The following is a 12579-nucleotide window of genomic DNA, read 5'->3' on the forward strand; positions in this document are numbered from 1 at the left end:
CTTTTTTGATAAAAAAAGCCTGACTGAGTGGATTCAGCCGGGCTTTTTAAATCAAAATTATTTATCAAGAAAAGACAGATCAATCTCTCCATCAAATACAGTTGTTGCAGGACCTGTCATGTAGACCAGGTTTTCCTGACGGTTCCAGAAAATCTGAAGATCCCCGCCAAGAAGTTTAACAGTTACAGGCTGATTTTCATCAACAAGACCATTCAGTGTTGATGCAACTGCAACTGCGCAGGCACCTGTGCCGCAGGCAAGAGTTTCGCCTGAACCACGTTCCCAGACACGCATCTGAAGCGTATGACGGTCGATCACTTTGACAAATTCAGTGTTGATACGGTCCGGAAAAGCAATATGATTTTCAAACTGTGGGCCGATTTTTTCGATTTCAAGATTGTCAAGATCATTCATATAAACAATTGCATGAGGATTTCCCATGGATACTGCAGTAATGTGGTATTCAGTTCCATTTACATCCAAAGGCTGGTTGATCACATGTTCAGAAGTGGATACTACCGGGATTTGTCTGGCAGTAAGAATTGGTGACCCCATATTAACCTTGACGAGTGCAACCTTACCGTCTTTTCCGAGTGTCAGATCCAGGTATTTGATACCGCTTTTGGTAGCAACAGAAATACAGGTTTTATTTACAATGCCGTAATCATAAGCATATTTTGCAACACAGCGGATACCGTTTCCACACATTGCCCCCTGGGATCCATCCAGGTTATACATATCCATTTCACAGTCGGCTACATCGGATGGCTTGATGAGGATCAGGCCGTCTGAACCGATACCGAAGTGTCTGTTGCTGACAAATCTGGCAACAGCAGAAGGATCTGTCACTGTTTCTTCAAAACAATTTACATATACATAATCGTTTCCGATACCATGCATTTTGGTGAATTTCATAATACTCCTCCTATTAATCTTATATACTCCCTTGTCTCAATGTATTACTATAACGGATAAATGTTATGGTTCTGTGAAGACAACCTAAAATATATCATAAAAAACAGGTTGTGTGTAACACAGAATAATCGAAGATACTTATGGTATCAGTTTTTGCATTTCCGGAAACGGGCCAAGACTACGTTTCAGAATTCCTGTAATCCGGGCAATCAGGATTCCGTAGTTAGTAACAGGAACATTCTGGTCCTGACAGCAGGATATACGGTATTTCATTTCTCTTTCGTTAAGCATACAGCCACCGCAGTGAATAACCATTTTATAGGAAGTAACATCATCAGGAAATTCTGTACCGGAGGTAAATTCAAACACAGGATTTTTACCGGTGTATTCTCTGATCCATTTTGGTATTTTGTATGTACCGATATCATCACACTGACGGTGATGAGTACAGCCTTCAGCAATCAGAATACGGTCCCCGTCTTTTATGGAAGAGAGTGCGGAAACACCCTGAAGCTGAGCTTCCAGTTCACCTTTATATCTGGAAAAAAGAATAGAAAAAGAAGTCAGGGTGATATCTTCCGGTGTGTCTCCGGATACTCTGGCAAAAGCCTGACTGTCTGTAACAACGAGACGTGGAAGGATTCCCTGCGCACGGAGCTTATCCAGTGTGGCTTTCAGTTCTGTATCACGAACAACCAGAGACAGAGCACCACGTTCGAGAATATCTCTGATAGTCTGCTGCTGTGGCAGGATCAGACGGCCTTTTGGGGCTGCTTTGTCAATGGGAACGACCAGGATTACCAGATCCATGGGATCAATAAGGTCTGCGATCAGAGGATATTTATGTGTATCTTCCGGTTTCAGTGATGCAATTTTTTCTTTGAGTTCATAAATATTAGTGCCGGAAGCCGCGCTTACATAAATTACATTATCTTCAGGACAGACTTTTTCAGGAGCGCCGGGAAGCAGGTCGATCTTGTTATAAACAATCAGGTAAGGAATACCTTTTGCCTGAAATTTCTGAATAAGTGCTTCTTCCTGAGGACCTTTTCCGGCAGTGCTGTCTACGATCAGGACAGCAATATCTGTTTTGTTCAGAACCTGATAACTTTTTCTGACGCGAAGTGAGCCAAGTTCTCCTTCATCATCAATGCCGGGAGTATCAATCACCATGACAGGACCAAGAGGAAGAAGTTCCATAGTTTTGTAAACAGGATCAGTAGTGGTTCCCTTGACAGATGAAACAATGGCGAGGTTCTGACCGGTAACAGCATTGATCACGCTGGATTTACCGGCATTTCGTTTGCCGAAAAAGCTGATATGTACACGTTCTGAAGCAGGTGTCTGATTCATTCCCATATAAAAACCTCCTTTAGTACAGTATGACTGGAGCAGTGATTTTACTGCGACAGTGTGAAATGTGAAAGTGTTATTTCTATTATTATAAGGAATCAGATGCATTTCTTCAACAGGAAAATCAGATTGTTGTTTCTGTGAACAGTTACGGATTATTTCCTATATATCGCAGCTTTTAAAAGTATTACTTGTTTTTTTTGAAGTTTATGATACAATAAAAATCATATACGAGGAAATATGCACGGTTTATGCATAAATATTCCCTTAAGAACGAGGAGGAAAAGAATATGAAACTTAAGAAAATCATGGCACTGGCACTCAGTGCAGCAATGGTATTATCCATGTCTGCAACAGTATTTGCAGATGACAAAGTAGAAACAGTAACTGACGGCAAACTTACCGTAGCAACAAGCCCGGACTTTGCTCCATATGAATTTTATTCTATCGATGATGATGGAAATCCGACACTTTCCGGATTTGATATGGATCTGGCTAAGTATATTGCCGACAAGATGGGACTTGAACTTGAAGTTATCCCGATGGATTTCGATGGTGTATTAAGTGAACTTAGTCAGAAAAATGTTGACCTTGGCATGGCTGGTCTTTCTCCTGACCCGGCACGTGAAGATGCTATGGATTTCTCTGATCTGTATTACATGGGTGGACAGTCTTTCGTATCTGTAAAAGACAAAGCTGACCAGTTTAAATCTCTTGAAGATGCAAACAACTCCGATTACTCTATTGGTGCTCAGACCGGTTCAATCCAGCTTGACCTTGCAAACAAAAATACTCCGGACGCAGATATTGTTTCCCTTCCGAAAGTTACAGACCTTATCACAGAACTTCTGACAGGTAAGATGGACGGTGCTTTCATTGAGACAGCTGTAGCAGAAAGCTATCAGAAGAACTATCCGGATCTTGAAATCCTCTTTGAGGTTCCGTATGATTCAGAAGGTTCTGCAATCGGTGTATGCAAGGGAAATGATGGACTTCTTAAAGCTGTAAACGCAGCAATTAAAGATGCTCTTGATGATGGTTCTATGGATAAATTCATCGCAGATGCAACAGAGCTTGCAGCAGGCCAGACATACGAAGGTGTACTGGATGATAATGGTGCAGTTCCGGAAACAGATGATGATGCAGAAGATGCTGAATAATTTTTGACATTTAATTGAGACTACTTAAGTGCATTCCTCCCCGGAAGGGGAGGAATTTTACTGAGGACTATAATGAAAGGAGTTTTTATGGACAGTTTTATTAAACTATCAAACTTTGGCAAAATCGCTCCATATGCACAGCTGTTCCGTCAGGGCCTTCTGGTTACGGTACTGCTGTCTTTATTTACTGTTGTGATCGGTTTTGTTCTTGCCCTGATTCTGGCACTGATGCGTATGTCAAATGTTCGTCCGTTCCGTTTCCTGGCAGTAAACAGAGATGGTCATCTCCGTGAGGGTGGGCCTCTTGTATGGCTCTCCAAATTCAATCCGCTTTCATTTATTGCGACAGCTTATGTAGAGATCCTTCGTTCCACACCTGTTCTTGTACAGATCTTTATCATTTATTATGGTGTGTTCGGAATGATCGATCTGCCGTCCTTCCAGATGTTCGGATTTATTAAATTTAACCGTTTCTTCCCTGGTGTTGTAGCCCTTGGGATGAATTCAGGTGCATACCTCTGCGAGATCATCCGTGCAGGTATCCAGTCCATAGATCAGGGACAGACAGAAGCTGCACGTTCACTGGGACTTTCCCAGGCAATGAATCTCCGCTATATTATTCTTCCGCAGGCACTGAAAAATATCCTTCCTGCGATCGCAAACGAGTTCGTTGTAATCATCAAAGAATCTGCGATTACCTATACGATCGGTGTTCAGGATATCATGTCTGCAGTAAATGCGGTAAAAGGTGCGACCTTTATCATCATTGAACCATTGCTGGTAGCAACGGCAATCTATTTCTGCCTGTGCTTCCCGACCTCCAAACTTATTGCATATTTTGAAAGGAGAATGAGCCATGGCGACAAGAGATGACAGTCTGATTCAGGTATATGATCTTAAGAAACATTATCACAGAGGTGCGATCAAAGCGCTGGATGGTGTGACAGTAGATATCAATAAGGGTGACGTTATGGTAGTGATCGGACCTTCCGGTTCCGGTAAGTCTACTTTCCTTCGCAGTCTGAACCTTCTTGAGGAACCTACAGACGGCGAGATCATCTTTAACGGAGTTGACATCACAAAGAAAAAATATAAAGATGCTTCAGGCAAGACAGTTAAACTTGATATTGACAGTCTCCGTCAGAAAATGGGAATGGTTTTCCAGCACTTCAATCTTTTTCCTCACATGACAATTCTTGAAAATATGACACTTGCGCCTATGAAGGTAAAGGGTGTCTCAAAAGAAGAAGCCGAAAAGAAAGCACTGGAGCTTCTGGACCGTGTAGGACTGAAGGACAGAGCGGATGCATATCCAATACAGTTGTCAGGTGGACAGAAACAGCGTGTAGCAATTGTAAGAGCTCTTGCAATGGAGCCGGAAGTAATGCTGTTTGATGAGCCTACTTCAGCTCTTGACCCTGAGATGGTAGGAGAAGTTCTGGATGTTATGAAAGAACTTGCAAAAGAGGGAATGACAATGGTAGTTGTTACTCACGAAATGGGCTTTGCAAAAGAAGTAGGAAACCGTGTCCTGTTTATGGCAGACGGAACGCTGATCGAACAGGGAACTCCGGAAGAAATTTTTGATAATCCTACTAATCCTCGTCTTATGGAATTTTTATCTAAAGTGTTATAAACAAAAAGGTGACTGGAATGTTCTGGTTGCCTTTTGCTAAATGCTAGAAACTATATATAAAGGAGGAGTAAGAGCATTATGACAGCAGAAAAAAAGTCTGCTCTGCAGGCAATTGAAGACAAAAAAGAACTGATAGCAGGGGTTGCTGCCAGAATATGGGAATATGCGGAATTGTCCCTTCAGGAGTTCAAATCTGCGGAGCTTTACTGTGAAACACTGGAAAAAGAAGGCTTTCAGGTGGAAAAAGGAACCTGTGGCATAGAAACTGCTTTTGCTGCATCTTATGGAGAAGGAAGACCATATATAGGAATCCTTGCGGAATATGATGCACTGTCTGGCCTTTCACAGGAAGGTGGATATACAGAACGCAAAGAGTTAAATAAGGGTGGAAACGGCCATGGCTGCGGCCATAATCTTCTGGGAGCGGGTGCTTTTGCAGCAGCACTTGGTGTAAAAGCTTATCTTGAACAGAATAAAATTCCCGGAACGGTAATTCTTTATGGCTGTCCAGGAGAAGAAGGCGGAGCAGCGAAGGCTTTTATGGCACGTGACGGTCTGTGGAAAAAACTGGATGCAGCTCTTACCTGGCATCCGGAAGACGTAAATGAAGTTGCAACAGGTTCCTCCAACTCCTGTATCCAGGTTCAGTACAAGTTTACAGGAACCGCTTCACATGCAGCGGGAGCACCAGAAATGGGAAGAAGTGCCCTTGATGCAGTAGAACTTATGAATGTCGGTGTGCAGTTCCTGAGAGAGCATATGAGCGATAAAGCAAGGATTCACTATGCAATTACTGATGCAGGTGGAATAAGTCCGAATGTGGTACAGCCAAGAGCGAGCGTTTTGTATATGATCCGTTCCAATCATGTGGCAGAAGCAGTAGAACTGGAAAAAAGAGTGGATAAGATAGCAGAAGGTGCAGCTCTGATGACTGAAACAACTTTCAGCAAGAAATTTATTGACGGACTTGCAGATACAGTAAGCAACTTTGCTCTGGAGAGAGTGCTGTTCAGTAATTTCCGTGAACTCGGAGTACCTGCTTATACGGAAGAAGAAAATGCTTATGCAGATGCACTTGCAGAGACTTATGATCATAGTGCAGTTCCCGGAGTTGCAGCGGAAAACGATCCGAAAGCACGTGAGGAAGTGATCAGAATGCAGAAAGAATATGGACATGCCATGAATGCTTTCCTGACACCTCTGTATCAGGGAGAGGCCTTTAAGGCAGGTTCAACAGATGTTGGAGACGTAAGCTGGCTGACACCGACTGCACAGATCCATGTGGCAGCATGGCCGAATGGCTGCCCTGGACACAGCTGGCAGAATGTTTCCTGTGACGGATCTGAGATAGGGTACAAAGCAGCCATTCATGCGGGAAAAGTTCTTGCAGCAGCAGCTATGGATCTTTTTGCAGATCCGAAGTTACTGAAAGAAGCAAGAGAGGAATTTGAAAAGAGAACAGCATCAGGTTATGTATGCCCGATACCGGCAGAAGCAGTACCTGTACTTCCGGATTTATAAAAATGACAAAAAAAGACCAGCATCAGGATTATATAGAGAAAATCCCGGTGCCGGTCTTTTTATTCGCTTTCTTTTTCTTTAAGTTTACTTAAAGCTTTGAGTTCTTTGTAACAGTATTTGATGATCTCTTTGCGGGTGATGATTCCGATAAAGAAGCCCTGATCATCAATAACAGGAACGTAGTTCTGATTGATGGCACGATCAAGAAGATCTTCCATATCCGCATCTGCATGAACTGGTTTGTAAGTGGCTCTGCGGGGGATTGCCATAATGGAGACATCTTCCATTTCTTTGACATCTGTAAGATGCATACGTTTGATTCCCCACAGCAGGTCACCTTCGGAGATCGTACCTCTATACCGTCCGTCTGTGCTGAGAAGCGGGATACAGGAGAATTTCCGGTGTTCCATTTTTTCTACAGTCTGTCTTAAAGTTTCGTTTTCAAATATATATGCTACTTCACTTTTTGGTGTTAAAAAAAATAAAATATTCACAATAAGTACCTCACTTTTTCTGGCAATGATCAATTGCTATAGTTATGATAGTATGATGGTACCCTGATGTCAATAAGATGAATTATTAAATTTTGGTGAAAAACACCTATAAAAAAAGAATATACACTTTATATTACAGCAGATTTACACCTCTTGCAGCAGCTTCAGTCATCACTTCCTCAGGCCAGATGGAAACATGTACTTCACCGATATGAGCCTTGCGGAGAAAGAACATACAGATTCTGGACTGTCCGATACCACCACCGATGGTGTATGGAAGTTCGGCATTCAGAACCGCTTTCTGAAATGGAAGATCACGGCGTTCATCGCAGCCGGATTCTGTAAGCTGTCTGTCCAGAGATTCTTCATCTACACGGATTCCCATGGAAGAGAGTTCCAGAGCAATGTCAAGAACAGGATAATATACAAGGATATCACCATTCAGTTCCCAGTCATCATAGTCCGGTGCACGTCCGTCATGGCGTTCCCCGTTAGTAAGAGTTTTACCTACCTGCATAAGGAAAACAGCGCCTTTTTCTTTGACAATTTTGTATTCTCTTTCCTTTGGAGTAAGATCAGGATACATGTCTACCAATTCCTGAGTAGATACAAAAGCAATTTCTTTAGGCAGAATTTCTTCAATGTAATCATACTGTACAGCCATGTATTTTTCTGTTTTGCGCAGAACACTGTAAATAGTACGTACTGTGTTGATCAGTGTTTCCATGGTACGCTCTTCTTTGCTGATGATCTTTTCCCAGTCCCACTGGTCTACATATACGGAATGGATATTGTCCAAATCTTCATCACGTCGAATAGCAATCATATCTGTATAAAGGCCCTCACCGTGTGCAAAGCCGTATTTCTTAAGCGCATATCTTTTCCATTTGGCGAGAGAATGTACGATTTCTGCATTTTCGCTCTGTCCTTTGATGTCAAAGCTTACAGGGCGCTCCACACCGTTCAGGTTATCATTAAGACCTGAAGACGGGGATACAAATACAGGAGCGGATACACGGAGCAGATTCAGTTTCTGAGCCAGTGTCTGCTGAAAAAAGTCTTTTACTGTTTTAATTGCAACCTGGGTATCATGAAGATTCAAATCTGACTGATAACCGGCAGGAATTTTAATTTGTTCCATGAGATGTCCTCCTAATTTTTAACATGGAATCATTATAGCAAGAAAAATCATCCTTTGCAATTTTTACCTTGTAAGATTTTCAAGGAACATATACAATATTACTTATAAGGGACGCAACTGTTCAGGAGTGAACAGGTGCTTATGGTTTACATAAGGAGGAGAGAAAAATGAGATGTCCATTATGTGACGGCTCGATTGTAAATGGCAGGTGTACCCAGTGTGGAATGCCATATCGTAACGATGAAGTTCTGTATCATCTGAATGAGAGCCGCAGTGACCACTATAAACACGCTTCGACGCAGGCAAAAAAGATTATGAAAAAGCAGCAGTATCCGCAGAACGCAGATACAGTTCCTGGAAGAAATGCTACAAGAGAGATTATTCAGGAGCATCAGAAGAAAGTTCGTCAGGATGCGGTAAAACGTATGACAGGGAGCACCAGACCGGCCCAGCCCAGAGAAGGGAAGAAATATCAGACAACAGAAAAGAAACGCTCCGGCAAAAAGGGAGGCAAGATTCTTGTTGTTGTCATATTGCTGATTTCTATTTTTTCTGGACTGATACCCGGAGTTGTAGAACTCGCAAGGCAGGCATACGATGAATACAGATATTCATCATGGGAAAATACGGATGAAGATCAGGCTGTACAGGATGTATTCGATACAGATGAGGATAATGAATATTTCCGTTCATGGACAGAGGATGACACAGCATATTTCGCTGTTGATCCGGGATATGGAACAATAGAGGTAGGAGAAGACAGCTCGATTGAGCCGGGAATTTATTCGATGTTTGCCTTGGATGATACGGTACTCAAGATCCGTATTGTAAGTGGAAGTACAGAAGAAATCTATGATGTAGAGGGTACAGGGAGTGTCGAAACTGTTGATCTGGAAGACGGTGATGAGATTATTTTCCAGGAATATTCAGAAACAACAGACACGCTCTACCTTGTAAAAGATCTCGAAAATAAATAAAAATAGATAAAAACAGTACAAATATATAAAAGAGTAAATTTACCCTTTTATTTTACATTATGTTGTGCTATACTCTGATATGCAGCACCACATATGGGGCGAAAACAGGGGAGAAAATGCTGCTGGAAACATGGGGGATCAGCGGTAAATAACCTGTAAATGCAGGATTTAGGAGAGTTAAGGTATGATTTATGTAATAAAAAAAGATGGAACAAAAGAAGAATTTAATCCTCAGAAAATAGTTGCGGCCGTAAATAAATCGGCTGCCAGAATTCTCTATACATTTTCCCAGGAAGAAAAGGATTTTATCTGTCAGTTTGCACAGGAGCATGCAGATTCTCTTGGTAAAAACGAGATTCAGATCCAGGAAATGCATAATATCGTAGAGGGGGCACTGGAAAGAGTAAATCCGGCTGTAGCCAAGAGTTACCGTGACTATAGAAACTATAAACTGGATTTTATCCATATGATGGATGACGTCTATACAAAAAGCCAGGCAATCCGTTATATCGGTGACAAAAGTAATGCAAACACAGACAGTGCCCTTGTTGCCACAAAGAGAAGCCTGATCTTTAATGAACTGAATAAGGAACTTTACCGGAAATTTTTCATGAACAGAAATGAATTGCAGGCTTGTAAGGACGGATATATTTATATTCATGACCAGTCAGCACGTCTGGATACCATGAACTGCTGCCTTTTTGATGTGGGAGCAGTGCTTAAGGACGGATTCGAGATGGGAAATGTCTGGTACAATGAACCGAAGACACTTGATACAGCTTTTGACGTAATGGGTGACATTATCCTCAGTACAGCTGCACAGCAGTATGGCGGATTTACAGTGCCGGAGGTTGACAAGATCCTTGGACCTTATGCACGCAAGAGTTATGATAAATATATCCAGGAATTCCTGAAATATGCAGATGAAAGCTGGAGCGGAAGAGAAGAAAAAGCAATCGAGTATGCTCTTGACAAAGTCCGCAGAGACTTTGATCAGGGCTGGCAGGGAATTGAGTACAAGCTGAATACAGTAGGATCTTCACGTGGAGATTATCCGTTTGTGACAGTGACACTGGGACTTGGAACAGGCCAGTTTGAAAAAATGTGTAACATGTCTCTTCTGGAAGTTCATAAAGGCGGACAGGGTAAAGCCGGACATAAGAAACCGGTACTTTTCCCGAAAATCGTATTTCTTTATGATGAAAATCTTCATGGACCGGGTAAATCCTGTGAAGATGTTTTTGAGGCAGGTGTAGACTGTTCTGCAAAAACAATGTATCCAGACTGGCTTTCCCTTACAGGAAAAGGCTATATTGCAAGCATGTACAAGCAGTATGGCAAAGTCATCAGTCCGATGGGGTGCAGGGCATTCTTAAGCCCATGGTATGAAAGAGGCGGAATGTATCCGGCAGATGACCAGGATGTGCCGGTATTTGTAGGAAGATTCAACATTGGTGCAGTCAGCCTTCATCTTCCGATGATCCTTGCAAAGGCAAGAGCAGAGAGCAGAGATTTTTATGAAGTTCTGGATTTCTACCTGCAGATGATAAGAAACCTTCATATCCGTACCTATGAGTATCTTGGACAGATGAGAGCTTCCACAAACCCGCTTGCTTACTGTGAGGGAGGTTTCTACGGCGGACATCTGAAACCAAATGAAAAGATTGGCAAGCTTCTTAAACCTATGACGGCTTCCTTTGGTATTACTGCATTAAATGAGCTCCAGGAACTTTATAACGGCAAGTCTATCCGTGAGGACGGACAGTTTGCACTGGAAGTTCTGAAATATATCAATGATAAGGTAAACCAGTTCAAACAGGAAGACGGATATCTTTATGCGATTTACGGAACACCGGCAGAAAGCCTCTGTGGTCTTCAGGTAGAACAGTTCCGCAAGATGTATGGTATTGTTGAAGGTGTTTCCGACAGGCCGTATGTAAGCAACAGCTTCCACTGCCATGTTACAGAAGATGTTACCCCGATTGAAAAACAGGATCTGGAGGGACGTTTCTGGGAACTCTGCAACGGTGGTAAGATCCAGTATGTAAGATATCCTATTGGCTACAATAAAGAAGCAATCCGTACCCTGATCCGCAGGGCAATGAAACTTGGATACTATGAAGGTGTAAATCTTTCTCTTGCCTACTGTGATGACTGTGGACATGAAGAGCTTGAGATGGACGTATGTCCGGTATGTGGTTCCAAGAACCTGACAAAGATCGACCGTATGAACGGATATCTGTCATATAGCCGTGTTCATGGAGATACACGTCTGAACGAGGCAAAGATGGCCGAGATAGCAGAACGAAAATCTATGTAAATACTAGTACAGGTATTATATAAACAATAAAAGACTGTCAGCATATCCTGCGAAGGTGCAGGAAGTGCCGGCAGTCTTTTCGATTTCTTGTACATAAAAAATGCTCAGTTTATAATGTCTTTCTGCTTATTTCTTTTTCGGCGGTACAGGTGGAAGGTCACAGTAGTAGGCAATGCCCAGAGGTGTGACCAGAAGTGGGTGTACAGGCCTGTATACAGGCAGTTTAAGCCGTTTCTCAAAGACATCGGTAAATTCCCGGAAGCTGGCAGAACCACCTACTACATATACAGCAGGCACTTCATAGCCCTGGAGAAATTTTTCTGTGATGGTGGCCATTTTTTCAATGACAGCTTTGATGACAGGAAAAATCTCTTCTTCTTTTTCGGGAGTGGTTTTGAGGATTTCTGCTTCCTCATAGGGGATTCTGTAGTGCCCGGCTACAGTCATGGTCATATGGCTGCCACCGGTGGCCTCATCATCTGTGTAGATGACCTTGCCGTCTTTCAGTATACTGATACCTGTAGTACCGCCGCCCACGTCTACGACAGCAGCGTCTGTGATCTTCAGTACAGCGGCTGCAGCAGTAGGTTCATCTACGATATTGCATACTTCAAATCCGGCACCTTCCAGTACATAGCCGATGCTTTTGACGCTTCCTTCGGAAACTCCGGGAGGGATAGCAGCTGCAGCGTATGGGAGTTCTGTGCCAAGTTTTTCTTCCAGTTCCGTCTTGAGTTGTGTAACCAGCTGAACAGACTCATAATAGTTTACGATCACGCCGTCCTGAATGGCATGAGAAGGGGCTGAAACACCGGCAATGGGACGGTTATTGGTATCCACAACAGCAAGTACAGTATTAGCTGTACCAAGGTCTACACCGACTTTCAGGCGTCCCCGGAATTTTTTGCATTCTCCTGATTCAACAAGTTGGGCAAAATTGGACAGGATTCTGTTTTTTATTTCCATTTTAATGCTCCATTCTTCTAAAAGATTATTTCTATTATATATGAAATAATAAAAAATTACAAAAAGAAAAAATGACAACCATATAAGATCGCCATT

General features: G+C 42.5%; 11 protein-coding genes. 6 read left to right on the plus strand and 5 right to left on the minus strand.

Annotated features, from left to right (window positions below):
- Positions 1-57: 57 nt before the first annotated feature.
- Together dapF and hydF are read right to left on the minus strand one after the other, a co-directional pair.
- The gene (dapF, locus tag ACTNB8_RS04815) at positions 58-915 is read right to left on the minus strand and encodes a diaminopimelate epimerase (protein WP_441052744.1); all 858 of its coding nucleotides are present in this window, start codon (positions 913-915) and stop codon (positions 58-60) included.
- Positions 916-1053: 138 nt separating this feature from the next.
- Positions 1054-2274 carry a [FeFe] hydrogenase H-cluster maturation GTPase HydF gene (gene hydF / locus ACTNB8_RS04820; RefSeq protein ID WP_441052746.1) on the minus strand — a complete coding sequence of 407 codons (1221 nt, stop codon included), beginning with the start codon at positions 2272-2274 and terminating at the stop codon, positions 1054-1056.
- A 284-nt stretch (positions 2275-2558) separates the two neighbouring features.
- On the opposite strand from hydF, the gene ACTNB8_RS04825 reads away from it, so the two are divergent.
- The 4 genes from ACTNB8_RS04825 (at position 2559) to ACTNB8_RS04840 (ending at position 6585) form a co-directional block, all read left to right on the plus strand.
- Complete coding sequence (locus tag ACTNB8_RS04825) at positions 2559-3428, plus strand: transporter substrate-binding domain-containing protein (RefSeq protein ID WP_441052748.1); 870 nt, start codon at positions 2559-2561, stop codon at positions 3426-3428.
- A gap of 87 nt (positions 3429-3515) precedes the next feature.
- The gene (locus ACTNB8_RS04830; protein ID WP_441052750.1) at positions 3516-4301 is read left to right on the plus strand and encodes an amino acid ABC transporter permease; all 786 of its coding nucleotides are present in this window, start codon (positions 3516-3518) and stop codon (positions 4299-4301) included.
- Positions 4285-5064 carry an amino acid ABC transporter ATP-binding protein gene (locus ACTNB8_RS04835; protein WP_441052752.1) on the plus strand — a complete coding sequence of 260 codons (780 nt, stop codon included), beginning with the start codon at positions 4285-4287 and terminating at the stop codon, positions 5062-5064. Before ACTNB8_RS04830 ends, ACTNB8_RS04835 begins: the two co-directional genes overlap by 17 nt.
- A gap of 78 nt (positions 5065-5142) precedes the next feature.
- Positions 5143-6585 (plus strand): M20 family metallopeptidase, encoded by a 1443-nt coding sequence (locus tag ACTNB8_RS04840; RefSeq protein ID WP_441052754.1) that lies wholly within the window; start codon positions 5143-5145, stop codon positions 6583-6585.
- A 59-nt stretch (positions 6586-6644) separates the two neighbouring features.
- Here ACTNB8_RS04840 and ACTNB8_RS04845 read toward each other — a convergent pair whose 3' ends face one another.
- Both ACTNB8_RS04845 and asnA read right to left on the minus strand, forming a co-directional pair.
- Positions 6645-7079, minus strand: coding sequence for a CBS domain-containing protein (locus tag ACTNB8_RS04845; RefSeq protein WP_441052756.1), 435 nt, complete (start codon positions 7077-7079; stop codon positions 6645-6647).
- Positions 7080-7212: 133 nt separating this feature from the next.
- The gene (gene asnA / locus ACTNB8_RS04850) at positions 7213-8220 is read right to left on the minus strand and encodes an aspartate--ammonia ligase (RefSeq protein ID WP_441052758.1); all 1008 of its coding nucleotides are present in this window, start codon (positions 8218-8220) and stop codon (positions 7213-7215) included.
- A 167-nt stretch (positions 8221-8387) separates the two neighbouring features.
- Between asnA and ACTNB8_RS04855 the strand changes: the two genes are divergently transcribed.
- Together ACTNB8_RS04855 and nrdD are read left to right on the plus strand one after the other, a co-directional pair.
- Positions 8388-9197, plus strand: a complete 810-nt coding sequence (locus ACTNB8_RS04855) for a hypothetical protein (RefSeq protein WP_441052759.1) — start codon at positions 8388-8390, stop codon at positions 9195-9197.
- Between the two features lie 184 nt (positions 9198-9381).
- Positions 9382-11517 carry an anaerobic ribonucleoside-triphosphate reductase gene (gene nrdD, locus ACTNB8_RS04860; protein WP_441052760.1) on the plus strand — a complete coding sequence of 712 codons (2136 nt, stop codon included), beginning with the start codon at positions 9382-9384 and terminating at the stop codon, positions 11515-11517.
- Positions 11518-11643: 126 nt separating this feature from the next.
- On the opposite strand, the gene eutJ is transcribed toward nrdD, so the two are convergent.
- The gene (eutJ, locus tag ACTNB8_RS04865) at positions 11644-12483 is read right to left on the minus strand and encodes an ethanolamine utilization protein EutJ (RefSeq protein ID WP_441052762.1); all 840 of its coding nucleotides are present in this window, start codon (positions 12481-12483) and stop codon (positions 11644-11646) included.
- Positions 12484-12579 lie beyond the last annotated feature (96 nt).

The organism is Blautia sp. HCP28S3_G10 (genome assembly GCF_052065235.1).
In the GTDB taxonomy this organism is placed as follows: Bacteria; Bacillota; Clostridia; order Lachnospirales; family Lachnospiraceae; genus Blautia_A.

Excerpts from the sequence above, each read along its gene's own strand:
- dapF (WP_441052744.1), bottom strand. The coding sequence starts at position 915 with ATGAAATTCACCAAAATGCATGGTATCGGAAACGATTATGTATATGTA.
- hydF (WP_441052746.1), bottom strand. The coding sequence starts at position 2,274 with ATGGGAATGAATCAGACACCTGCTTCAGAACGTGTACATATCAGCTTT.
- ACTNB8_RS04825 (WP_441052748.1), top strand. The coding sequence starts at position 2,559 with ATGAAACTTAAGAAAATCATGGCACTGGCACTCAGTGCAGCAATGGTA.
- ACTNB8_RS04830 (WP_441052750.1), top strand. The coding sequence starts at position 3,516 with ATGGACAGTTTTATTAAACTATCAAACTTTGGCAAAATCGCTCCATAT.
- ACTNB8_RS04835 (WP_441052752.1), top strand. The coding sequence starts at position 4,285 with ATGGCGACAAGAGATGACAGTCTGATTCAGGTATATGATCTTAAGAAA.
- ACTNB8_RS04840 (WP_441052754.1), top strand. The coding sequence starts at position 5,143 with ATGACAGCAGAAAAAAAGTCTGCTCTGCAGGCAATTGAAGACAAAAAA.
- asnA (WP_441052758.1), bottom strand. The coding sequence starts at position 8,220 with ATGGAACAAATTAAAATTCCTGCCGGTTATCAGTCAGATTTGAATCTT.
- ACTNB8_RS04855 (WP_441052759.1), top strand. The coding sequence starts at position 8,388 with ATGAGATGTCCATTATGTGACGGCTCGATTGTAAATGGCAGGTGTACC.
- nrdD (WP_441052760.1), top strand. The coding sequence starts at position 9,382 with ATGATTTATGTAATAAAAAAAGATGGAACAAAAGAAGAATTTAATCCT.
- eutJ (WP_441052762.1), bottom strand. The coding sequence starts at position 12,483 with ATGGAAATAAAAAACAGAATCCTGTCCAATTTTGCCCAACTTGTTGAA.